19 protein-coding genes are annotated in these 22,476 nt (G+C 59.6%); 1 reads left to right on the top strand and 18 read right to left on the bottom strand.

Features of this window, described 5'->3' with window-relative positions:
• Positions 1–96 precede the first annotated feature (96 nt).
• From IC609_RS12190 to IC609_RS12215, 6 genes are all read right to left on the bottom strand, one after another.
• Positions 97–390 carry a double zinc ribbon domain-containing protein gene (locus tag IC609_RS12190; RefSeq protein ID WP_104801471.1) on the bottom strand — a complete coding sequence of 98 codons (294 nt, stop codon included), beginning with the start codon at positions 388–390 and terminating at the stop codon, positions 97–99.
• A gap of 135 nt (positions 391–525) precedes the next feature.
• On the bottom strand, positions 526–909 hold the full coding sequence (locus IC609_RS12195; protein ID WP_191819742.1) for a hypothetical protein: 384 nt from the start codon (positions 907–909) through the stop codon (positions 526–528).
• Positions 910–946: 37 nt separating this feature from the next.
• On the bottom strand, positions 947–4,138 hold the full coding sequence (locus IC609_RS12200; protein ID WP_191819743.1) for a CusA/CzcA family heavy metal efflux RND transporter: 3,192 nt from the start codon (positions 4,136–4,138) through the stop codon (positions 947–949).
• 16 nt (positions 4,139–4,154) lie between these two features.
• The gene (locus tag IC609_RS12205; RefSeq protein WP_191819744.1) at positions 4,155–5,753 is read right to left on the bottom strand and encodes an efflux RND transporter periplasmic adaptor subunit; all 1,599 of its coding nucleotides are present in this window, start codon (positions 5,751–5,753) and stop codon (positions 4,155–4,157) included.
• Between the two features lie 2 nt (positions 5,754–5,755).
• Positions 5,756–7,114: a TolC family protein gene (locus IC609_RS12210; RefSeq protein ID WP_104801475.1), complete on the bottom strand. Its 1,359-nt coding sequence runs from the start codon at positions 7,112–7,114 to the stop codon at positions 5,756–5,758.
• 567 nt (positions 7,115–7,681) lie between these two features.
• Positions 7,682–9,916, bottom strand: a complete 2,235-nt coding sequence (locus IC609_RS12215; RefSeq protein WP_104801476.1) for a heavy metal translocating P-type ATPase — start codon at positions 9,914–9,916, stop codon at positions 7,682–7,684.
• Positions 9,917–10,020: 104 nt separating this feature from the next.
• On the opposite strand from IC609_RS12215, the gene cadR reads away from it, so the two are divergent.
• Entirely contained in the window at positions 10,021–10,485 is a 465-nt protein-coding gene (gene cadR / locus IC609_RS12220; RefSeq protein WP_191819745.1) for a Cd(II)/Pb(II)-responsive transcriptional regulator, read from the top strand.
• Positions 10,486–10,934: 449 nt separating this feature from the next.
• Here the strand turns inward: cadR and IC609_RS12230 are convergent, their stop codons facing one another.
• The 12 genes from IC609_RS12230 to IC609_RS16285 all read right to left on the bottom strand — a co-directional run bounded on the left by IC609_RS12230 (position 10,935) and on the right by IC609_RS16285 (position 22,476).
• The gene (locus IC609_RS12230; RefSeq protein WP_191819747.1) at positions 10,935–11,432 is read right to left on the bottom strand and encodes a hypothetical protein; all 498 of its coding nucleotides are present in this window, start codon (positions 11,430–11,432) and stop codon (positions 10,935–10,937) included.
• A complete protein-coding gene (locus IC609_RS12235; protein ID WP_191819748.1) occupies positions 11,429–11,893 on the bottom strand; it encodes a glycoside hydrolase family 73 protein in 465 nt (154 codons plus the stop codon). The genes IC609_RS12230 and IC609_RS12235 overlap by 4 nt, the downstream gene beginning before the upstream one ends.
• Positions 11,890–12,273, bottom strand: a complete 384-nt coding sequence (locus IC609_RS12240; protein ID WP_191819749.1) for a hypothetical protein — start codon at positions 12,271–12,273, stop codon at positions 11,890–11,892. The genes IC609_RS12235 and IC609_RS12240 overlap by 4 nt, the downstream gene beginning before the upstream one ends.
• Positions 12,274–12,351: 78 nt before the next feature.
• A complete protein-coding gene (locus IC609_RS12245; RefSeq protein WP_191819750.1) occupies positions 12,352–12,570 on the bottom strand; it encodes a hypothetical protein in 219 nt (72 codons plus the stop codon).
• A gap of 1 nt (position 12,571) precedes the next feature.
• The gene (locus tag IC609_RS12250; RefSeq protein ID WP_191819751.1) at positions 12,572–13,588 is read right to left on the bottom strand and encodes a hypothetical protein; all 1,017 of its coding nucleotides are present in this window, start codon (positions 13,586–13,588) and stop codon (positions 12,572–12,574) included.
• A gap of 21 nt (positions 13,589–13,609) precedes the next feature.
• Positions 13,610–14,320 (bottom strand): hypothetical protein, encoded by a 711-nt coding sequence (locus IC609_RS12255; protein ID WP_191819752.1) that lies wholly within the window; start codon positions 14,318–14,320, stop codon positions 13,610–13,612.
• A gap of 15 nt (positions 14,321–14,335) precedes the next feature.
• Positions 14,336–17,452 carry a phage tail protein gene (locus tag IC609_RS12260; RefSeq protein WP_191819753.1) on the bottom strand — a complete coding sequence of 1,039 codons (3,117 nt, stop codon included), beginning with the start codon at positions 17,450–17,452 and terminating at the stop codon, positions 14,336–14,338.
• Positions 17,452–17,880 carry a C40 family peptidase gene (locus IC609_RS12265; protein WP_225224134.1) on the bottom strand — a complete coding sequence of 143 codons (429 nt, stop codon included), beginning with the start codon at positions 17,878–17,880 and terminating at the stop codon, positions 17,452–17,454. The genes IC609_RS12260 and IC609_RS12265 overlap by 1 nt, the downstream gene beginning before the upstream one ends.
• Positions 17,877–18,965: a DUF2163 domain-containing protein gene (locus IC609_RS12270; protein WP_191819755.1), complete on the bottom strand. Its 1,089-nt coding sequence runs from the start codon at positions 18,963–18,965 to the stop codon at positions 17,877–17,879. Before IC609_RS12270 ends, IC609_RS12265 begins: the two co-directional genes overlap by 4 nt.
• Positions 18,966–18,974: 9 nt before the next feature.
• The gene (locus tag IC609_RS12275) at positions 18,975–19,613 is read right to left on the bottom strand and encodes a DUF2460 domain-containing protein (RefSeq protein ID WP_191819756.1); all 639 of its coding nucleotides are present in this window, start codon (positions 19,611–19,613) and stop codon (positions 18,975–18,977) included.
• A 12-nt stretch (positions 19,614–19,625) separates the two neighbouring features.
• Positions 19,626–22,184, bottom strand: coding sequence for a phage tail tape measure protein (locus IC609_RS12280; RefSeq protein ID WP_191819757.1), 2,559 nt, complete (start codon positions 22,182–22,184; stop codon positions 19,626–19,628).
• 1 nt (position 22,185) lies between these two features.
• Positions 22,186–22,476, bottom strand: coding sequence for a phage tail assembly protein T (locus tag IC609_RS16285; RefSeq protein WP_456298535.1), 291 nt, complete (start codon positions 22,474–22,476; stop codon positions 22,186–22,188).

Genomic DNA, 22,476 nt, shown 5'->3' on the forward strand with positions numbered 1-22,476 from the left:
ATCATCAAACTCATCAAATCATGCATGACAGGAACTTTCACAGGCCAAGTCAGTGCAAGCGACACCGAAAAGTTGTCGCCTACAAAGATGGTTCCGTCAAGTCGCTGCCTTTCCGCAATGAGCACAGAACTTCGCCCACGCTTGCAGGGTCGTTCCGCATTGCGTGCACGCAGAAGGAACCAACGTAGTTCCGCACTGCTGGCAGAAACGAGCCCCTAGCGCGTTCAGCGCCTTGCAGTTCGGGCATGCAACGCCGGCGTTGCCTCCTCCGCTGGTTGGAGGTCCGCCGCTTCCGTACCCACCGCCATAGCCGTGGCGATCACCGTGATGCGCCCCACCATGGTGGCCGCCACCCTGATGACCACCGAAAAGTCTGTCAAAAATACTCATTTATCTTTCCTCTTTCAAGAACGCCTTACAAGGCCGCTAAGGCCAACCAACGGATCTCATCACAATTTTTCGAAACATTCGCACTCGCTAGGGCAATGCAAAGAAGTGCCAAGAAGGTCGTTCTCCGCCCTTACGTCACTTCAGAACAAATCGTGCCGTCGCTGCCTTGCTTGCAAGATTCACCTGCGCGACAACCTTCGTACCGGGCGCGACTTTGAAACTTCCTTTTGCTTCAAGCTTGTCACCCGATGGTTTTAAATCAATCTCTTGCTTGTCACTGCCTGAGAGCAAGGTAATTTTTGCGGTTGCCTTGCTGACATCAACTGGTTTCCCGTGATTGCGCACGTACAACTGCAGCACATCATATTTAGCTACGAGCTCGTAATCGACATCCTTGACCTCGGTGACCAAGCCTCCATAAAGAGGCTTGTCTTCATGCCCATGGTCATGCTTATCAGCGGCAAATACGACGCCTGATGCCATCAACATCAAAGCAAAGGTGGTCGAAATCAGTTTCATGAGTTTTCCTTTCAAGGGTACAGGTCAAAAAATTGGTCTATACATTCTGCGAAGCGGACGTAGCCTGCGGATGCACAGGTTCGGCAGTAACGTCCTCTAATTCCTCGTCCGGACGATGTGCCAGTCGATACAGAATCGGAAGCACGAGCAGCGTCAGCAATGTGGAAGACAGAATGCCGCCAATCACCACGGTAGCCAAAGGACGCTGTACCTCCGCGCCGGTTCCCGTTGCGATTGCCATTGGAATGAAGCCCAACGACGCCACCAAGGCTGTCATCAATACAGGGCGCAGACGAGTCAATGCACCTTCACGGATGGCCGCGTCCAATTGAGCTCCCTCTTCTCGCAAGCTGCGGATGTAGGAGATCATCACGAGGCCATTGAGCACGGCTACGCCGGACAGAGCGATAAAACCCACTGCGGCGGAAATCGACATCGGGATGTCACGCAACCACAGCGCCAGAATGCCGCCAGTCAACGCAAACGGAATGCCGGTAAAGACCAGCAGGCCATCCTTGGCGTTGCCGAACATCGCAAACAGCAATACGAAGACCAGGATCAAGGACACAGGGACAACGATTTGCAAACGCTGTGTCGCTGACTGTAAGTTCTCGAAAGTACCGCCCCAGCTCGTCCAGTAGCCTGCGGGGATCTTGACCTGCGCCAAAGCAGCTTCCGCGTCGGCCACAAAGGAACCGACATCACGGCCGCGCACGTTTGCACTCACCACAATCCGGCGCTTGCCGTTCTCGCGGCTGACCTGATTGGGCCCCGGTGCCAACTCAAAGGTTGCCACTTCGGCCAGTTGAATGAAATTGGTTCGCCCTTCGCCGCCCGCACCGCGTGGCAATGGAATTGGCAAGCGTTTCATGCTCTCAAGGTCGTTGCGCAGGGACTCTGGCAAACGAACCAGGATGTCGAATCGACGGTCACCTTCAAACAAGGTACCGGCCTCCCGCCCGCCGATAGCCGTGGCCACAGCATCCTGGATGTCAGCCACGTTTAACCCATAGCGTGCGGACTTCTGACGATCAATGTTGACCGTGAGCATCGGCAATCCGGTGGTTTGCTCCACCTTAACTTCTGACGCACCAGGGATTTTTTGCAACTTGGACGAGACTTCTTCTGCTGTCTTGTTTAAAACGTCCATGTCGTCCCCGAAAATCTTCACCGCCACATCGCTGCGCACCCCCGAGATGAGTTCGTTGAATCGAAGTTGGATCGGCTGGGAAAACTCGTAGTTGTTGCCTGGTATCTTGCCCACGACCTCCTGCACGGCGGCCAGCAACTCGTCGCGTGACTTGCGCGGCTCGGGCCACTCGGACATTGGTTTGAGCATGATGTAGCCGTCAGAAATGTTCGGTGGCATGGGATCGGCGGCAATTTCTGCCGTTCCTGTTCGCGCAAAGATGCGGTCTATCTCGGGGAACTTGGCTTTCAGCGTTGCTTCAAGTTGCTGCTGCATTGCTACTGATTGCGACAAACTGGTACCAGGAATGCGCAAGGCCTGAATGGCGAAGTCTCCTTCGTTCAAGCTAGGTACGAACTCACTGCCCATGCGGGTTGCGATCAAACCGCACAACACCACAGCCACGGCTGCGGCAGCCAACACAACAGCCTTGGCCGCCATCACGCGATCCAGCAATGGACCGTACCAGCGCTTGGCTTGCACCATCAAGATGTTTTCTTTCTCGCTGACCCGGTTGCCAATGAACAGTGCGACAGCGGCCGGAATGAAGGTCACCGACAAAATCATGGCCCCCACGAGCGCTGCAACCACAGTGAACGCCATGGGGTGAAACATCTTCCCTTCGACACCGGTCAGCGCGAAGATGGGCAGGTACACCACCATGATGATCAGTTGCCCAAACAATAGCGGGCGACGTGATTCCTTAGATGCAAGGAACACCTCGTGAAAACGCTCCGAACGAGTCAATGGCCTGCCGTAGTGGGCTTGCGCATGGGCAAGACGGCGAACACAGTTTTCGACGATCACCACTGCGCCATCGATGATGATGCCGAAGTCCAGGGCTCCCAGGCTCATCAAATTGGCGCTGACCTTGTAGCTCACCATTCCCGTGAAGGTGAACAGCATAGACAAGGGAATCACAGTGGCCGTGATGATGGCGGCGCGGATGTTGCCGAGGAACAAGAACAGGATCACGATCACCAAGATCGCGCCTTCCAGCAAGTTCTTCTTGACGGTGTTGATGGCCTTATCCACCAGGACGGTGCGGTCGTAGACGGTCACCGCATGTACCCCCTCGGGCAGGCTGCGGTTGATCTCGATCATCTTCTTGTCGACAGCTTGCGAAACCGTTCGGCTGTTTTGGCCGATGAGCATGAAGACGGTGCCCAGCACCACCTCACGACCGTTGTCCGTAGCAGCACCGGTGCGAAGCTCACGTCCGATGCCGACCTCGGCCACATCGCGCACCCGAATCGGCACGCCACCCGCGCTGCTGAGGATGACGTTGCCGATGTCCTCAAGTGTCTTGACTTGCCCAGGGGCTCGAATCAGGTACTGCTCACCACGCTTTTCGATATAACCCGCACCCACGTTGCCGTTGTTGCGATCCAGCGCCGTCACGATGTCCTGCAGGGTGACGCCCAGCGAGGCCAGTCGCTCGGGTATGGGTGAGATTTGGTATTCCTTAGCAAAACCACCAATTGAGTTGATTTCCGTCACGCCGGGCACATTGCGCAACTGCGGCTTGATGATCCAGTCCTGAATCTCGCGCAGATCGGTGGCCGTGTAGGGCTGGCCATCAGGTTTTTTCGCGCCGTCCTTGGCCTCGACTGTCCAGAGGTAAATCTCGCCCAAGCCTGTCGATATAGGTCCCATCGCAGGCGTGATGCCGGAAGGCAGTTTGTCGCGGGCCTCCTGGATGCGTTCATTGACCAACTGTCGCGCGAAGTAGATGTCAGTGCCATCCTTGAAGATCACGGTCACTTGCGACAGCCCATAGCGGGACAAGGAGCGGGTCTGTTCCAGGTTGGGAAGACCTGCCATCACGGTTTCAATTGGATAAGTCACCCGTTGCTCGGTCTCCAGAGGGGAATATCCCGGCGCTTGGGTGTTGATCTGTACCTGGACGTTGGTGATGTCCGGAACAGCATCAATGGGTAGTTTTTGATAGTTGAACACGCCGATGGCAGCCATACCAATGACTGCCAGCAACACCAACCATCGATGCTCGATGGCTGCGCGAATGAGTTTTTCAAACATATGCGTCGCTCCGGCATCAATGGGTGTGTTCGGCAGAGGCTTTGCCCAGCTCTGACTTCACAACGAAGCTGCCCGCCGACGCATACGGTGCCCCAGCCTTGAGCCCTTGCACCACCTCGACGCGCTTGCCATCGCTGCGGCCCAACTGCACCGGCTGGGCAATGAAACCGCCATTCACCTTCAGGAACACGACCGGCTTGTCGCCCACTGTTTGAATGGCGTCGTTGGCCACGGTCACGGGTACATCAGCCTCAGAGGAGGTCACCTCTACGTTGACGAACAGTCCGGGACGCCAAGCACCTTTGGGGTTAGACAAGACCACGCGGGCTTTGGCCATGCGGGTTTGTTCACCAATCAGCGAGCCAACGAAGGTGATGACACCGGTCGCGCTGGCATCGAATGCAGTGGCCTTGATGGTCACTTTTTCGCCGACTCTGACCAACGGCAAGTCCTTGGCTGGGACGTTGATTTCAGCCCAAACTTGCCCAAGGTCGGACACAGTAAACACGGCAGCGTCTTCCTTGACGGCTTCACCGAGGCTGAGATGTTTCTCGATCACCAAGCCATCGAATGGCGCACGCAACTCAAAACGGTTGAGGCCCCCCTGAGAACCCGGGGCCAGCCCCAAAGCAGAGAGTTTCTGTTGAGCGTTGGCCACTGCGACTTCCGCCTCGTGTAGCGCTTGCCCTGCCTGCAGGTAGTCCTGTTCTGCGGAAATTTTCTGTTCCCAGAGCCGCTTTTCACGCTCAAACGTGGTCTTGGCCAAGGCCAGACGCTTTTGGGCGGTTTGCAGTTCACTGCGTTGCTCAGATGCAGCCGGGCTCGCAATGACAGCGAGAACCTGGCCTCGTTTGACCGCTTGCCCCAAGCTGGCCTGCACACTCTCCACTACACCCGCAATACGTGGCACAACGTGCGATGTCCGGTCTTCGTTCAAGCGAATTTCCCCAGGCAATAGCAGGGCCGACTTGATTCGTGCCACACCCGCCGTATCGATACTGATGGATGCCGCTTTGATTTGTGCGTCTGTTAGCTCGACTTTCCCCTCTTCTTGGTTGAGGACAAACATGAAGGGTTCGTTGGCCGTCTGCGCAACGATGCTGATCTCGAATGCGTGCGGCTCCGGCACCACTTCACGACTCAACAGGCTGTCCTTGTCAGGTGCGAAATTTAGAGTTTGTTTCTCCCCGGTCAAGCGCGTGATAGTGGCGCTGACCTTGGCAGCACCACTGGGTAGAGGCTTGTCCTTGTTGAACAGCCAGATGCGCAAACGGGGTTCGCCGCCGTCTTCGGCAAGCAACGCTTCCAGGCCGAAATCCCCCTCCTTGAACAGCTTGCCGCCATGCGGCCCCTTGCTCGGGGCTTCGTGGTGCTCGCCGTCCGCATGACCCTTGTCGTGATCGTGCTGGTCTCCACCGGCCTTGCCGTGGTGCTCACCATCACTGTGTGCCTTGGCTTCAACGTGGCTGCCGTGACCGTGGCCATCATCCTCGGCTGTCTTGGTTGCTTTGCCCCCGAGAATGGCGCTACCCAGTACAACGCCTGTTGCAACGATCACGGCGATGGCGATCAGATGCTTCTTGCTGATATTCAGTTTGTTGGTATCGATTTTCATGTTTATTCCTTATTCGCTGGCTGGGTAGCATTTGCGCCAGATTCGCCGAGCACGCGGTCAATGTCTGCAGCCGTGCGATGCGCCTCAGCCAATGCTTTGAGGTATTGAGACTTGGCGGCAAAGTAGGTGCGCTGTGCGTCCAGCACTTCCAAGAAGTTGAACTTGCCGTTTTCAAATCCGACGGTGGCCGCGTCGTAGGCACTTTTGGCCCCAGGTAAAACATCTTGTTGCAAGACGTCGACTTCCCTACGAATGGATTCCAGCCGCTCGCGGGCTTGCAATACGTCCGTGCTGACTCGTATGTTCAAAGCTTGGAGTTCGTCCCGCGCCTTGTCTTCGCGCTTCAACGCTTCCAACAAGTTCCCCTGATTGCGATCAAACAGCGGCAAGGGGACGGAAACACCGAACAGCAGTTGATCGCGCTGCAGTTCGGTGGGGCGTTTCACCCCTAGGCTGAATGTGACGTCGGGTATCCGTTTGCTGCGCTCTACATCGACCAACGACCTGCGGCGCTCAACCTCCAGCTGCATACGGCGCAGCGTTGGCGAAGTGGACAGGCGCTGCTGGACGTTGTCGAGCGAAGGGACAGCCGGAAGCTCTTCCACGTTGCCCGACACGAGAGTAAATCGCGGTGGGTTGGCCCCTAGCAAACTGGCCAAGCGTGCCCGAGCATTGCGTTGCTCGCTCTGGGCCTGTGCCAATTCGACTCGCACACCTGCTTCGGCTACCCGTGCCTTGGTTTCTTCGACCGGCGAAACCTTGCCAGCTGCCACGCGTTTGGCAACAGCATCGGTAGCGCGTTTTGCCAGATCGACACTGGCCCCGGCCAATGCTGCGCGTTCCTGTTCCGCCAAAGTCTCGAAGAAGGCAGCGACCACGGCGGCACGAATTTCGACGCGGCGCAAGTTCAGTTCTTCGACCGCAATGTCGCGTCCTCGCTCTGCCGTAGTGATACGGGCGGCGCGCTTGCCACCCATTTCGACGGGCAGATTGATCTGCACACTTTGTGTGCGGGTCGCTGCCCTCTGGTCTTCCAGTGAGTACGCCAATTCGGGATTGGGGCGAGCTTGCCCCTGGATCACCTGACCTTGCGTTGCCTCGATTTCCCGCCTTGCGACAGCCAAGTCTAGATTGCTGTCCAGGGCTAAATCGATGGCCTTTTGCAGCGTCAGGATCGTTGCCGCTTCGCTCTGCAAGCCGTTTCTGACGGCTGAAGGATTGTCTTGTGCTGCTGGCAACGCCTGAGCGAAAGCTGCCCCTGCAGCGAGCGCTACGAGCAAACTCGTCGCAGCCGCAACTTTTGAGGTGCGGAGGACAGAGACTGACTTCCGTCGTTTTTGATTTTGATGACTCTTCAACATCCGATTCTCCAGTGATATTCAAATACACGAGGGAATCGGCGGAGAGCGATCCAAATGATCGCCTACGACGCCATCACATTAACCGCACGAAGTCGGCTTGACACGGTCACGCTCTAGCCGTATCCGTACATTGGGATGACGAAGGGAAAGGAACGCGCTCCCCACCGATCAGGCGAGGACGTGCCACTGAGGGCGTTCGAGGCGTTCAAAAGGGGGCGACGTGAGACGAGCCCCGTACTCTGCTGTATCCAGAGACGAGTCGGCCAGCGATGCAATCGCTACTGCCCCAAGCAAGGCCGACAAACATCCTGCGTGACAGGATGCGCAATCGGGGTCGCCACCGATGGTCTTGACTGAATCGGAAGATGCGTCTTTGCCATCCGCAGTCTTGTGCTGATGGTCATGGTGACCAAAGTGCTTGGCTGAGGTACCGGTTTCGTGTTGGCAATAGCTGGCTGCAGCCGCCCAGCTAAGCTGTAGCGGCACAAATACCAACAAAAGGATTGCCAACCATTTACGCATATGATCAAGAGTATAGCAGCTATAGACTTTCCCGTACATCTTTTTCTACTTGCTCGATTGCTTTCCAAGCAACCTTAGCCCATTGAGGACCACCAGCAAGCTTGCCCCCATGTCCGCAAACACCGCCATCCACATGGAGGCGTTGTCGAAGATGGCCAGCACTAAGAACACCAACTTGATGCCTAGCGCGAGACATATGTTCTGCCAAAGAACAGCGTGGGTGCGCTTCGAGAGCCGTATCGTTTCCGGCAGACGACGCAGGTCATCGTTCATGACCACAACATCTGCGGCTTCCATCGCCGTATGGGTTCCAGCAGCACCCATGGCGAAGCCGATGTCGGCCTTAGCAAGTGCTGGTGCATCGTTGATGCCATCGCCAGTCATTGCCGTGATGCCCAGTCGCTGTTGAAGTTCGCCGATAGCCTGTAGTTTGTCTTCTGGCAGCAGGTTGCCCCGCACTTCGGCTATGCCCGCCAGAGAGCCAACGGTGCGCGCGGTCGCGATGTTATCCCCTGTCAGCATGACCGGTGTCACGCCGAGCGACTTCAGGTCGGCCACCGCTTGGGCGGAGGATGGTTTGATGGTGTCCGCCACCGCGCAGATCGCCATCACACGTTCGCTGTTAGCGAGGAGTGTGACCGTGCGACCTGCCTCCTCATGAACTGCGAGGCGGGTTTCGAGTTCAGCCGAACATTGCCCACGCTCCTCGATCCAGCGGTGGTTGGCCAGCGCGTAGGAATGATTGCCGATAACACCTTGCACTCCACGCCCTGCAACGGCTTGAAACTCTCCCACCTCTTGATCGGCGGTTGACAGCCCCTCTGCGATGGCTTTGGAAACCGGGTGATCCGACCGGCCCGCGAGACTCTTTGCAAGCCCCTCCAGCACCCGTTGATCAAGACCTGTGTCCACGGGCTCGAAGGCCACCAGTTTGGGCTTGCCTTCCGTGATCGTACCGGTCTTGTCCAGGGCCACAGCTTTGATCTTTCGCGCATCCTCCAAGTAAACGCCACCTTTGATCAAAATCCCCCGCCTTGCCCCGGCTGCCAAACCGCTGACGACCGTGACAGGTGTGGAAATAACCAAGGCACAAGGGCAAGCGATGACCAACAACACCAAGGCCTTGTAGACAGCCTGCATCCAGGTCAAGTCCGTGATCCACGGCGCTAGCAACGCGACGGCGACAGCCAGGATGAAAACGGCAGGGGTGTAGATCGCGGCAAACCGATCTACAAAGCGCTGTGTCGGCGCACGGGACGACTGTGCTTGCTCGACTGCGTGGATGATGCGCGCCAGGGTGCTGTCCGAAGCGGGCGCGGTGACACGGAATTCCAAGGCTGCAGACTGGTTGATGGTGCCTGCGTACACTTCGTCGCCAGGAGCCTTGTCTATAGGCAGGCTTTCCCCAGTCACAGGGGACTGGTCGATGGCACTCTGTCCGAGCGTGACGACACCATCGAGTGGAACGCGCTCTCCTGGACGGATGCGCACTGTTGCGTCGACAACGACAGCTTTGACGCCGACGCGCGTCCAACTGCCGTCACCTTGACGCACCTCGGCTTGCTCCGGTGCCAGCGCCAGCAAGCTCTTGATGGCGTTACGCGCCCGGTCCACCGCTCGAGCCTCGATGGCCTCGGCTATGGCATACAAGGCCATCACCATGGCAGCTTCTGGCCACTGGCCTATCAAGAAGGCACCTGTCACGGCCACAGTCATCAAGGCGTTGATGTTCAAGCGTCCTTGCCGCAGTGCGGAAAGCCCTTTACCGTAGACGGAGAAACCCGCCAGGGCGATGGCCACCGCGGCCAGCGCCATTCCAAGGGCTTTTGCTGGCCAACTATCTGGAAAAGCGAATGCCAAGCCTTCAGCCGCCACGGCCAGCCCCAATGCAGCAATCAATTTGCCCCATGAGGCCCAAAAACCAGTTGGCGCAGCGGCAGTAGCTCCATCCGATTTGTCTTCTACTCCGAGTGGTTCCGGTTTGAAGCCCGCTTTGCGAATCGCATCCAGTGCCAACCGCAGAGCATGATCCTCGGCAGCGATGGTCAACTCGCGGTCGCCCAAGTTGAACTGCAAGCCACGAATGCCTGCCACGCCGTCCAGCGCTCGACGGATTTCTGACTCTTCGGACGCGCAGTCCATGTTCGCGATCCGGAATCTATGTGGCTCAACAGCCGTTGCTTTAGACGCCATTGGCCCGCCCACGGCAGGCGATGCAGCGCAGCCACTTCCACAACCGCAGGCAGTGTCAACTTGTTGGCGTTGGTGAGTAGGGTTCATGATCTTCTCCTTGTTGGATGGATTAAAAACCCTGTAGCCACTACAATGTCAAGTACCTACAAATAAAATGGCGCAACTTTCTTGCCACCGCTCAAGGTGAAGATATGAAAATCGGTGAACTGGCCAAGGCGGCTCACACTCAGGTTGAGACGATCCGGTATTACGAACGCGAAGGATTGCTGCCTGAAACGGTTCGCACAGAAAGCAACTACCGCGTGTACGGCGATGAGCATGTTGACCGACTGTCCTTCATACGGAACTGCCGTAGGTTGGACATGACGCTGGACGAAATCCGAATATTGCTGCGCTTCAAGGACTCGCCTCTAGAGAACTGCGCAGATGTCAATGACTTACTCGACGAGCACATCGGCCATGTGGCCGCCCGCATCAAAGAGCTGAAAGCGCTAGAGCGACAGCTCAAGACCTTGCGGGAGAACTGCCGTAAATCTCAACAGGCCAGTCAATGCGGCATCTTGAGTGAGTTGTCCACCGCATCGCATCCCGATCAGGAGTTAACCACCAGCAAGGGGCATGTTCATGGGGCACACAGTCTCAAGGCAAAGCTTTGAACGAAAGGCATCATCTGCTTACATCGGGTCATGACATCAATTTTCGTGATGACGATGGGCGCACTGCTTTGTATGTGGCAGTTTATGAAACTTACTATGGGCTAGCCATACACGCTACTTGAGCGTGGCGCAGATCCAAACATTCCAGACAACGAGTGCGACTTACCTCTGGATATCGCCAAGTACTCGCACCTTTACAGACGAAGTAACAATACAGAAATGGTGGATGCATTGGTGAAGGCTGGAGGAAAGTGCAAGGAAGGCCCGTCAGCTAGGGAGCTCCTTGATGACAAGATCTATGATGGATTTGCACAGGCCAGCGCAATGAAAAACCTTCTTTCTCTGATCGATAAAGCTAAGAAGGATTAGATTCCCATGGATCCAGAAGGATTCCCGACCGCACAAACGACAAAAAGCCCGACCTGTCCTAAGACAAGCCGGGCTTCTGTTTAAGGTTCAATTGCTGATTGTTTTTGGTACCACCGCTGTACCTCAAGCAGCATCAGGGTGGTTTGGGCAGCGTCCTTGCTCAATTGAGCGCAACTCACCGCTCCCGCATCTCCAGCGGTAAGAGATAGAGCGTCGGCGGGGATGCTTGCAGCTCCTGCGGGAGCTTCGGAAACGGCGGACAAATCCCTGTCACCGGCTGTGGTGATGTTGCACACCCCGCCAACATGAGCATCAGGCTGGCGATCAGCCAGTAGCTTTGACCTTTTTGCGTATTCATTCGAGATTTCCTGCGTGATTTGAGATTGGGTCAACCGCACATCGGCGACGCGCTGCTCTTGCCTGGCCTGGGCCAGTGCGATTTTTTGCTTTTCGGCGTCCCAATTCTTCTGGACACGGGACTCGCCAACCTGCATCCCGCAAAGCAGCGCCATGGTCAAGAGAAGTGCGTCAAAGATGTGTGACCAGTTGGCCAGCAAGAATCGATTGAGCCAGTTCATGCCGCACCTCCGTCCAGATACAGTAGGTTGTGCTGCTTGATCAAGCCAATGACCTTGTCCGCATAAGCCGGGTCGGTGGCATAGCCTGCCTGCGCCAGCGTCTTGGCAAACGCCTGGGCAGTGGTGCAAGCAAAGCAGGCCTTGTAGCGGGGGTTGCGCTTGAGGAACGTGGCGTGATCGTCGATGCTGGCCTGCCAACTCGGATACTTGCGCCAAAGGGCTGGCACCACCACCCACTGCCCCTTGATGAACTCCTTGGTGTTCAGGGTCAGGGTCTGACCGCGCCAGAGGCTATCAGCTTTGATGCCGAAGAGGTTGTTGCCGTTCCTCGCAAGGCCAGATTCTCCCCAGGCAGATTCAAGCGCGGCCTGCGCGATCGTGATGCTGGCAGGAACACCCGTGGCTTTGAATGACGCGACTGCGGCCGTGGTGAGCCGCATGATGAATTCCGTCGGACTCATATCATCTCCTTCACATCCTTGGCGATCTCATCGATCGAGGCATCACGGCGCTTGGCAATGAAGTTGAAGACCCACCGAACGATGGCCCATCCCGGCAATCCACAGCCAAAGATCACCCCACCCATGGCGTACAGACCCATGGTGGAGAACGCCCAGTCATGCAGCTGGAAATGCTCAATGACGATGGCACCCCCACCGATGCTGGAGACCACGGTGCTGATCAGGCCCACAGCCCACTCTCTGAAACTGCGAGGCGGAGTCATGAGCATCACCACCACGGCAGCAAGGGTGGCTCCCCCGGCGGCAGCGGCAGCAGCCCCGCCAATGGCTTTGTAGGCCGCTGCTGCACCAGCGACTCCTGTGCTTGCGGGTTCGGGCATATCTCTCTCCTTAAAAAAGAAAGCCACCAGGACAAACCTTGGTGGCGGGTGGCGAAATGGGATAAGGGCTCTGCCCGGCTACGTGCAGGTCATCAAAATGGGTACGGTGGCAACCGCTGCCCCCGCGTTGATGTCGTGGATCACATCCACAAAGACCCTGGTTAGTGCTGCTGTGGCAGTCCCGGTTTGCAGAGCAGCAATGGATTCGGCATAAACACGCTGGTACTGGGCTGTGGCCGAACCTGCATTCAGGGATCCGACCGTCTCAGCAAAAACGAAGTCGTATTCAACCGCCATCTCAATCTCCCATGCCCAACTGCATGGCGTTCACGGCAGCAGCGTTCCATGCCGTGCCACTGGCATCGGTCATAAAGGGAGACTGAAACAAGGCCAACGCACCGACTGGCAGCGTCAGGGTGGCGCCCGAGATGGTGGTGGTTCCGGTCTTGAGCTTTGGGATCAGGCTGGTGGTGCCCGAGCCCGAGTTCTGGCCGTAGTAGTTGCCCACTACAGCGTTCACGTCCACCGGGGTGTAACTCAAGGGCGGGAACTTGTAGAGGTCGATGTTGCCGGCACCTGCGTCACTCACGTAGTTTCCGGAGGTGTAGCCGCCGTTGACCATCGCGTAATGCGCCGTGCCCGTTTTCGGGGTGAACTGGGCCAGATCGCCGTCGGCGTTGGGCAGCAGTGTGGAGATGCGGCGAGGCCCCAGCGGGTACGTATTGAAGGAGGTGCCTTGATCGTCCCAGACAATGACGTCATCGATCCATGCCGTACCTCCAAACACATAGCCACCCCCAAAGGTGATGGTCGAAATCGCTGCTGCAGCCCCCAGGTTGGCCGTGACCGTGCCCTGCAAGATCCCGTCCACATACAACTGGGCCGAACCACTGGCGCCGTTGAGCTGGTACTCCAGCTCGATCCAATGAAAGCTGGTGTCCGTCATGGCAATCGTGCTGGTGATCTGCGCCGTCGTGGCGCCGAGGGTGGTCACGACCAGCATTCCCGAGGTATTCATGCCCAGGATGTGGCTGTTGTTGAGCGCCAGGATGGGGTACGAGGTATTGACCCCGTTGGGAGCCGCTCCTGTCCCGTATTTGTAGCTCATGCCAATGCGCACCTTGGCTCCACTGGGAATGCTCACGGATTTGATGATCGACATCGAATAGGGGTTGGACGCAGCGCTGGTCAGCGCCCCTCCCCCAAAACGCCCACCGGTGGTCGAGATGTTGGTCTGGGTCACGGTGTTCCAGCGGATATTCAGGTTGGCCGTCGTGGCATAGCTGTCCATCCCGTCACAAAAGCGAAAGGTCATGAATTGCTCCTTGAATGGTGTTCAGCGGGTGGCAGCCAAGGTGAGCGACACATTGGCCAAGGCCGAATCCGCTGGCGACTGGTTGGTTAGGGTGAGGACGTTTCCAGCGGCAAAGCTCACGCTGGATGCGAAGGTGAAAGTGGCCGAGGCAGATCCGGAAGCGAAGTTGACAGTGCCGATCGATGTCCCGTTCTTGGCCAACGTCAGCGTGGTGGCAGCGGCCGCCGAAGTGATCGAAGAACCATAGGAACCTGTGAGGCCTGAGGGCAAGGTGATGGCACGCGGCACGATGATCCGGCCCATGACCTGGTTGGCTGTGGGCACGCCCGGAAAAAACATCAGCAGGTCATACGGCGTGGAACCGGGTGCGAGCAAGCCGGCAGGCGCATAAGAGCGCTCATCGGTATAGGAGGTGACCATGGTGGCACCTGTCACCACCAGGTACAGCGGGATCTTGCCCGCCGTGAAACCGGTGGTGTTGGCGGTGACTGCCCCAGTGGCGGCATCGGCCATCAGGTAATTGGTGGTGCTGGCCGTGAGGGTCACCGTGCCATTGGCGATCTGGCCGTTGTACCAGCCGCCGTAGTAGCCCCAGGTCAACCCTGAGGAGGTGCTGGCACGCCTTGCCCAGAGCATAGCGGGGCTGGCCGCGTCAAAGAGCGCATTGGCCAGCACCTCCTTGCTGCTCTGGTTGGTGGCGATGGTGTCGATCAGGGTGGTGCTGTTGGACATGAATGACCTTGTTGATTACCGCTGTGCTGAGGCCGTGGCGGTGTGCCCCAGCACCCCTTGGTCGCTGTTCTGTGCCACGGTGAAGGTGATGGTCTGCCCGGGTGTGAAACCGTCTGCGGTGATCGTCGCGTCGGGGTAGACCCATGTTTGGGCGGCCGTGACGACCAAGGTTCTGACGAGCGCCACACCATTGAAGACCTGCACCTGATAGGACTCGGTGCTCTCATCGAGCGGGACATCCGTGCCATTGAGCCAAGCGGCGTTCACCCTCGCCCGCCGGGTCCAGACCAGGGTGATGTCAGCTACTGAGGTAGCAGAGCCTTTGTTGGCAAAGAAGCCCGAGGGCGCCAGCGGCCGCACGCAGGCTTCGCTCACGGTGACCGAGACCGCATCGGCGGTGCTGGCCGTGCGCCCCAGCGTCACCGGCAAGACCTTGAGGGTCTGGCCCAGATCGGACAGGTTCAGGGGCAGCTTGTAGAGGGTGCTTGCGCCCAGCAGCACGAACAATTCGCCACTGGCGTGCGACGCAATAGCCCACTCGGTGCCCTGCCTTCCTCGCAAGAATCCGCTGAGCTGGTAGGTCCCGGTTCCCGTCAGCGTGGCCGTGCGGAAATAGACCAGCTCGCGGCCGATCATGGCCACATTGACCCCGGCAAAGAGGCCCGCGCTGTCGGTGCTGGTGAGCACCCCATTGGCCATGCGCACGGTCACGGTGCTCGATTCATCGGGTTGATTGCCCCCGGAAAAGTTGCCCAGCACGCTGTCGGTAAAGCCGATGGTGGCGGCTACCGTCTGGGTCTGAAACGGGGTGAAGGACACACCGTCACGCGAAATCTGCAACTCGCAACCCGGCCATGAGCTGTCATAGCCGCAGGCAGCCAGGTACAGGGCCTGCGAGGTGTCCGTATCGCGCAGGGGTGGCGCATCGATGATGGCCAGCCGGGTTCCCCCGGCATAAGACACCACTGGGGTCACATAGCCCGTGGCCGCTCCCCCGACGGTGGTGGGCGTGGAACTGTAGAGCGAGGGGTCCTCGGACACAGCGGTCCAACGCAACTGCCCCTGGCCATTGTTCTCGCAGCGGGTCAGGCGCGCTACGGCGCTGTAGCCTGTGTCTGGCTCGATGAGCGTGACGACATCTGAAGGCTCGTAACGCATGTAGGCCAGCGAGGTGGCAAAGGTGTAGGTCGTGCGGGCAACCCACTGGCTCCAGAGCATGAGCTCGCAACGCTGGCGGGCATCGTCATCGGTGAGCACCACGGGCAGCTGGAATGCGGTTTTCTGCACACTGGGCGTGACCGAGCGAAAAGCCCGCTGGGTGGCGTTCTCGTAGTCGTTTTGCGCCCCCGGATAGGTCATCTCGACCACCTGCGGCAGGTCCACCTCCTGCGTGCGGGCGGCCACCAGCGGGTTCAGGCTCTCCTCAGCCGATTTGCTGGCCGCAGCGCCCAAGTCGGCAGCCGGGATGGTGACCACTGAGGCCGTGCCCCGCTTGACGAACTTGAGCTTGGCATTCGTGTCTGTGGCATCCACAAAGTAGGCCGTCATCAGGGGCTGCAGATTGCTTTTGGCGCTGGAGCGGTTGGTGATGGCGTAGCCGCGCACCTTGTCGGTGAGCTGGGAGGTGTCGTACTGACTGGCCTGCAGCCCTGCCCTGCTGGCCACATCCCCCACGATCGAGGACAAGCTCACACCGTTGGTGTCCAGCGATGCGTGGGCCAGGTACATGCTGATGGCGCCACTTGAAGTCCAGTCGCTGTAGAGGATGGTGGATTCGTTGAGCACCGTGATGGAACTCACGATGGGCGTTCCTGTGAACCAGAACAGGTTGGTGCTGGTGCCTGCAGCCAGATCGATGCGCCAAATGCCCGTGCCGTTGACGACCACATAGATGAGGCTGTCGTTGATCACATGGCCGATCGAAATCCCGTTGGGCACCCCGCTCATGGCCGTGCCGACATAGGCCAGCGTGTCCTTGTTGAACTTCTCGATGGTGCCGGTCACCACGTTGGCGACGTACACATGGCTCACCCCAATGCCAAGTACCGTCCATGGCCCTGTCAGGCTGGAGGTGGTGAGCACGCCCGAATTCAAATCAAACCGGTACAGGTTGTAGGAAAACCCGCCGTAGCTGTTGGTGACCCAGATGAGGTTGCCCGATTTGAAAAAGCAGGTGGTGCCACCGCCGTAGGGCAAATTGGGGATGGTGGTGTCGGTGGACAGGCCTGTGGTCGCATCCACCCAGCGCATGGTCAGGTTGCCGCGCACAAGCGCCCCGGGCACATCACTGCGGCCATTCGCTGGGAAATCCCCAGGAGAGCCGCCTGACAAGGCCCCGTTGGGGCTGGCGCCATAGGGCGTGAGGGTTTCCAGGCGCACCCCTGAGTAGCCGTAGTAGTAGCCCCAAGCCATGGCCAGGGTGCTGGTGACCGACAGGCATGGGGCCGAATAGAAGGTGCTGAGCGTCGTGGGGTAGTTCCAGGAGGAGACGAGCTGGGTTGTCCAGGTGGTGTTGGACGCCGTGACGACCTCAAAGGACAGGCTGGGCAGATAGTTGCCGTAGGGCGCAAGGTCAAAGTCGGTGAAGACCGCATAAGCGAGCCCCCGGTAGCCGGGCACGTTGCCCACGCCCAGGTAGCTCTCCATGGTCGGATCGGCCGCCTGCAGTTCATCGCCGGTGTAAATGCGGATGCCATCAGCTTGTGTGGCGCTGGCCAGCACGCTGGAGGCGGTGGCATTCGCCCCCATGTCGTAGATCAGCTTGCTGTTGGCCCAGATGCGGCGCACGCCCACGATCGGGCCTTCGCACAGGCCCACGGCAAAGGACAGCGAGTAGGAATAGGTGGTGGAGGTGGGGCCGCCTTTGCCGCCTTGCGTCTGGGAATGCTCCACCGGAGTGCCCGCCCAGATCACGTTGCCCGCCATGCGGTAGGTGCCGTAAATCAGGGGAATGGGCTGACCATAGGCGCTGTTTTGCACCTTGAGGTCGGCCATGTGGGGGCCTTCGACGTGCTGCGGAAACAGCACGGAGCCGACCAGGCTGCCAGCCATCCAGCCCCATTGGGCGCCCGCCGGGCCGCCCACGGCAAAGCCGATCGCAGCGCCTGCGACCGAAACGGCAAGTTGCGCCATCAGTGAACTCCGGGGAATCTGTAAAAACCTGCGGCCTGCGCCCACCACCAGGCGTCCATGCCGTGCTCGACCACCTTGCGTCGAGGCAGGTAGGCGTGGATCAAATGCTCGGGGGTGCTGAGAATGCCCAAATGCCCCGGGTGCGCGTCGAATGTGAAAAGCAGCACGTCCCCGGCAGCCAACTCCTCGCGGGTGATGCTTTTCATCTGCATGTCGCAGTGCCTGCGCAACGACTCGCCATCGGGTCGCATGGTGTAGCCCATGACATCGAAGTCGGACAGGCCCAATTCCTGCGCCACGCCAACCAGGAGGCCTGCGCAGTCCACCCCTACCCCTTTGAGCCTGCCCTGGTGGTGGTAGGGCGTGCCCAGCCAGCTGCGGGCGGTGCGCACCACATCGTCTGCAGTCACCTTCATTTGCGGGTTCATTTGCTCTGGGGCCTCAGAATCGAGTCGGTGCCCGGGATGTAGGGCTCGCCCCGGAAGTTCAGGAAATTGCCAAAGCGCTGGCGGCAGGTAGTGGCGGTCTTGTCGCAGCCAGCCACCAGGGTGTAGGTGTCGCCCACGCTGATGGGATAGGTCATGGGCAGCGCCAGGGTGATGGATCCCGGCGAGAACTGGCGCACGTCCATGCGGTAGCCCGCGTTCTGGCCGGTGAGCCACAGCAGCGTGCCGTAGGTGAAGTAGCCCTGCGCATAGGTCATGGCGATGGTGACCTGCGTGCCCGCATTGATGCTGTTGAAGGTGTAGACGCCAGCGGTCACGCTGTACTGGCCGACGGCCGGAGCACCCGTGACTTTTGTGAAAACTGCACCCGTCTGGGCATTGGTCACCCCGGTGTCTGACGCCCAACTGCCGCCTTGCGGGATCACGGGCGTGATGGTCCAGGGGTTGGCGCTGGGGATGGTGTAACCAGGCGAGGTGTAGGGCAGCACAGGGCCGGCCTGCGTCATGGAAGTGTCGGCAAAGACCCGGGCATTGGTCACGCCGGTCACGGCTCCAGAGAACGTCAGGGGCGTGAGGTTGACCTTGCAACGGCTGTCACCCAGCTGCGCGCGGCAAGTGGAAGAGTACAGCGAGCCCATCTCCTGAGTGAGCAGCTGAGCCAAGCCCCGCAACTCGGCCACGAACTGGCCACGCTTCAAGGTCACCTGCCCCAGCACCCCGGTGGTGAGCGGCAAGACGCCCATGGAGAGGTCCATGTAGTTGACCAGGTACAGGGTGACGGCTGCGTAGTCCCACAGCCCCGCCATCACATCGGCGCGCGTGATGGCCGAGTGGTCAAAGACGGCGGTGACTTCCTGGTTGCTGTTGGAGAGGTCATCGGACCAGACCATGGCCGAGGAAGTGTGGCCACCGGTGCTGGCATACGTGACACCCGAGACCGTGAGGTCCGAGTCGTGGTCGGAGAAACCAAAGACCTGGCCGTCGCGCCGGGTGATCTTCCACAGCGTGGCAGTGGTCAGCACCTCCCCCGCCAGATGGGCAGTCAAGGCAGTGGAAATGGTTCTCATGCGTAGCCTTCAAAGGCGCAGTTCAACCACCGGCAGCGTGACGCTGCTGGCGTTGAGTTCTTCGTAATTGGCATTGAAGCTGTCGGTATCGAATCTCACCGGCACATCGAACTCGCCGCTCCAGGTGAGCACATCCGATGTGGTGGGGGGCGTGCTGCCCCAAAACGTCACCACGCCCGTGGTGGTGTCCAGCGAACATTGCCCGGACACCGGTCCGAAAGGCACCGTGACGCCGTTCTTCTGGATGACCACGGTGCCCGCGACGGGTTTGGTGATCTTGCGGGCGTAGGTGTTGGTGCCCAGTGCGTACTGCTTGTAGAGCTGCCCCGTAACCGTGCCATTGCCTCGCCCGCTGGTGTTGACGATGCCGCTACCAGTGCCCGAGACGGCGGTGTGGTCCTTCCAGTCCTTCCACCGAAAACCGTTGGCCATGCCAGCGGCAATCAGGAACCAGGCGTGCAGCTGGTCAAGTTCAGCGTCCGTGCGCACACCGTTCATGGCATCCCAGTGGCGCAGCGCGTCCTGCCAGGTCTGGATGCGCTGCTCGCGCCCGCTGGCCGTTTGCACGACCTGGGTCTTCCAAACCGGACCGCCCGAGGAGTGGTAGCTGATGTTGGCGGGAAATCTTGGGGATTCGATGAAGGCCATGAATTCCTCGCCTCAATAGCTTCTGCGCAGGGCGCGCTGCACACGCATGCCGATCTGGCTGGCAGCCTGATCAATGGTGCGCAGGTCAGTGCCGCTGGCGAAGTGGTTGTTGATCACGATGCTGGAGCCCCCCATGCTGCCCAGACGGTTGTTGGGCACGATCGAGCCCGAGCCACCCGGAACAAACACCTCAGGACCCCGCTCGCCCACCAGGTAGGCCTGGTTCGGGTAGACATCGCCACCGCCAGCGCGCGCGGGCAGGGACAAGAAATTGGCTGGGGCAGTGAGTCCCGTGCCCAGACTGGCCGTGGCGGCCACCGGGGTGCTCGCACCTTCCCCCATCAGTCCCCCGATCACGCTGGTGAAGATGCCGCCCAATCCGCTGCCCGCGTTGCCAAACGCGCCTGCCTGACCGAACAGGCTTTGCGCGAGGTTCTGCGCCACGATGCGGGTGATCGCCTGCTCGATGCCCTTGGCCATGTCCAGGAACGCGTCCTTGAAAGACTTAGCACCACTGACCAGATCCGTGAAGAAGTTGGTCAGGTTGTCCTCGAAGATCAGGCGGAACTTGCTGCCCACCATATCGGCCGAAGCGGCGAGCTGCTCGATCTTGGCTCTGAACGCTTCCACGTTCACCACCATGCGCGGATCGCCTGAAGCTTGCGCCACGGCCATCATCTGATCGGCAATCCCAGCCAACTGGATGGCCGCGTTGGTGCGCGCCACCGAGAGCTTGGCCATCGATTCGAGTTCGGTGATGGCGCCAGACTGACGCTGCGCGGCAACCCGGGTCTCCGTGGCGCCCAACTGCTCCTCAATCGCTGAGGACTTGAGGTTGAGCTCGGACATAGCTGCGCGCGCGTTTTGCATCTTCTCGACCTGATCGAGCATGGCCAGGCCCCCAGCATTGCCTTCCACCGTGAGGCGCTGGCGAAACTGCCGGTTTTGCAGGGCGCTCTGGCGCTTGCCGGCTTCGGCCAGGTTCCCCTGCATCTCCAACAGCCGGATGTTCAGGCGCTCAACCTCATCGTTGTAGGCCTTGGTGGCCTTGGCCTGGTCCAGCGTGAGCAAGATGGACTTAGCCTGGGTGTCGGAGACCATCGAGCGCGAGCGCTCCTGGATGTCATCAATGCGGTTTTGCGCCTCCACCCGGGCCTTGGCATCGCTCACCTTGGCCTGGTAGGCCTTGAGCGCGGCAACTTCCTGGTCATAGATGGCCAGGGTGTTCTTGAGGTTCTCCTCGGCCGCCACCTGCCGGCCCGCGAAGTAGTCGGCAATGGACATCAGGTCCTCGCCGTAGGCTCGGCTCAGGAACTGTTCGCGGGTTTGCAGCAGGCGCTGCTCTTCCTGAATCTGGCGATCGAGCAGTTTGAGCTGGCCATCGAGCTGCTTCTTGAACATCTCGTTGTCCCCGCCCAGGTTCAGGTTAGGCAGTGAAGGCCTCGGACCACTGGCGCCAGCCTTGCGAGCTTCCTCGAGCTGCTTTCTGAGGCGCTCAGAAAACAGGGGCCGGTTCCAGATGTCCTGCATGTCCTTGGACCAGGACTCGCCCACCACCTTGATTTGCGCAAGCCCCTCGCGGGCGGTCGCAAGGCCGCCCATGAAATCACCCGACAGCGCCTGCCCTGCCCCCTGCACCGCCAGCACCAGTCCCATGAACTGGGCAGCGGCGGCACCAATGGTTTTTCCCACCATGTTGAAAACATCAGGCACCACGCTCAGCACGTCGATGAAATACGCCAGCGCCATGGCTGAGCGCTCGGCCCAGTCACGGATCGAGCCGTCCTTGGCCAGACTCTCCACCGTGGCGCGCAGGCCATCGTTGGCGTTCTGGCTCTCCAGGATGGCTTTGGTGAAGGCGTTCAAGACCGGCACCAGCTCCAGGCCGATCTTCTTGAAGATGGCATCCGTGGAAGCTTTGAGGCGCACGAGGTTCTTCTCGTACTCATCGGCCATCTGGGCCTGCTCGGCCGTCACCTTGACCGAGAGCTTGCCGACTTCCACCAGGTCTTTCATGACGGGCAGCAGGTTGGCACCGGCGCGGCCAAGCAACTCCTGCGCCACGGCGGTCTTGCCCGCGCCATCCTGAAACCGGGCCATTTCGGTGGCGATGCGCACGAAAACCTCGTCGGGGCGCTGCGAGGCCAACTCCTTGGTGCTGATGCCCAGTGCCCCAAAGGCCAGACTGGTTTTGGAGCCGCCCTGCTGGGCGTCGAGCATCGCCTTGGAGAGCTTTTGCAGGCCCCCGGCCAGCATCTCGGTATCTGTGCCCGAGAGTTTGGCCACGGACGCCAGCGCCGAGAGGTTTTCCACCGTGGCGCCGGTGCGCTCGGAGAGTTGCTGCAAGCCAGCGGCCGAGCTGATCACGCCTTCGATCTTGCCCACCAGGGCGTCAAAGCTGGCAAAGGACGCGAGCCCCACCCCGAAGCTGGCCAGCGTGTTCTTGACGACCCCGAACTGGGTATCGATCCGCTTGGCCGTGTTCTGGGCCACCTGCTCGGCCCGCCCCAGATCACTCTGGAACTTGGCGACGTTGGCCGTCAGTTCGACAACGAGGGTACCTAAGGACATATCAGCTGGGCTTGACGCCAAAAAGGGCCTGACGGATCAGGTCGGACTGGGCTTTGGGGTCCTGCAGCAGCACGGGCTTGTCCTGCCGCTCGGGCGAGAACAGCATGTAGTCGCTGGGACGGTGGGGTTTCTTGGGTGGCGAGAGGCTGTGGTTGGCCACGGTGCTGCACACGAGGCCCATGCGCAGGTCGGCACGCGGATCACCGAATGGCTCAATCTGGTCAAAGGCGAGCCACTCGGTGAGTTCGCTGCTCTCGATCTCCGAGAGCAGTTGGGCAACCGTCTTGCCCAG

The organism is Limnohabitans radicicola (assembly GCF_014837235.1).
Lineage (GTDB): Bacteria > Pseudomonadota > Gammaproteobacteria > Burkholderiales > Burkholderiaceae_C > Limnohabitans_A > Limnohabitans_A radicicola.

What these genes read in the sequence shown, in the direction of transcription:
- IC609_RS12190 (WP_104801471.1), bottom strand. Translation starts at nt 390, where the DNA reads ATGAGTATTTTTGACAGACTTTTCGGTGGTCATCAGGGTGGCGGCCAC.
- IC609_RS12195 (WP_191819742.1), bottom strand. Translation starts at nt 909, where the DNA reads ATGAAACTGATTTCGACCACCTTTGCTTTGATGTTGATGGCATCAGGC.
- IC609_RS12200 (WP_191819743.1), bottom strand. Translation starts at nt 4,138, where the DNA reads ATGTTTGAAAAACTCATTCGCGCAGCCATCGAGCATCGATGGTTGGTG.
- IC609_RS12205 (WP_191819744.1), bottom strand. Translation starts at nt 5,753, where the DNA reads ATGAAAATCGATACCAACAAACTGAATATCAGCAAGAAGCATCTGATC.
- IC609_RS12210 (WP_104801475.1), bottom strand. Translation starts at nt 7,114, where the DNA reads ATGTTGAAGAGTCATCAAAATCAAAAACGACGGAAGTCAGTCTCTGTC.
- IC609_RS12215 (WP_104801476.1), bottom strand. Translation starts at nt 9,916, where the DNA reads ATGAACCCTACTCACCAACGCCAACAAGTTGACACTGCCTGCGGTTGT.
- cadR (WP_191819745.1), top strand. Translation starts at nt 10,021, where the DNA reads ATGAAAATCGGTGAACTGGCCAAGGCGGCTCACACTCAGGTTGAGACG.
- IC609_RS12230 (WP_191819747.1), bottom strand. Translation starts at nt 11,432, where the DNA reads ATGAACTGGCTCAATCGATTCTTGCTGGCCAACTGGTCACACATCTTT.
- IC609_RS12235 (WP_191819748.1), bottom strand. Translation starts at nt 11,893, where the DNA reads ATGAGTCCGACGGAATTCATCATGCGGCTCACCACGGCCGCAGTCGCG.
- IC609_RS12240 (WP_191819749.1), bottom strand. Translation starts at nt 12,273, where the DNA reads ATGCCCGAACCCGCAAGCACAGGAGTCGCTGGTGCAGCAGCGGCCTAC.
- IC609_RS12245 (WP_191819750.1), bottom strand. Translation starts at nt 12,570, where the DNA reads ATGGCGGTTGAATACGACTTCGTTTTTGCTGAGACGGTCGGATCCCTG.
- IC609_RS12250 (WP_191819751.1), bottom strand. Translation starts at nt 13,588, where the DNA reads ATGACCTTTCGCTTTTGTGACGGGATGGACAGCTATGCCACGACGGCC.
- IC609_RS12255 (WP_191819752.1), bottom strand. Translation starts at nt 14,320, where the DNA reads ATGTCCAACAGCACCACCCTGATCGACACCATCGCCACCAACCAGAGC.
- IC609_RS12260 (WP_191819753.1), bottom strand. Translation starts at nt 17,452, where the DNA reads ATGGCGCAACTTGCCGTTTCGGTCGCAGGCGCTGCGATCGGCTTTGCC.
- IC609_RS12265 (WP_225224134.1), bottom strand. Translation starts at nt 17,880, where the DNA reads ATGAACCCGCAAATGAAGGTGACTGCAGACGATGTGGTGCGCACCGCC.
- IC609_RS12270 (WP_191819755.1), bottom strand. Translation starts at nt 18,965, where the DNA reads ATGAGAACCATTTCCACTGCCTTGACTGCCCATCTGGCGGGGGAGGTG.
- IC609_RS12275 (WP_191819756.1), bottom strand. Translation starts at nt 19,613, where the DNA reads ATGGCCTTCATCGAATCCCCAAGATTTCCCGCCAACATCAGCTACCAC.
- IC609_RS12280 (WP_191819757.1), bottom strand. Translation starts at nt 22,184, where the DNA reads ATGTCCTTAGGTACCCTCGTTGTCGAACTGACGGCCAACGTCGCCAAG.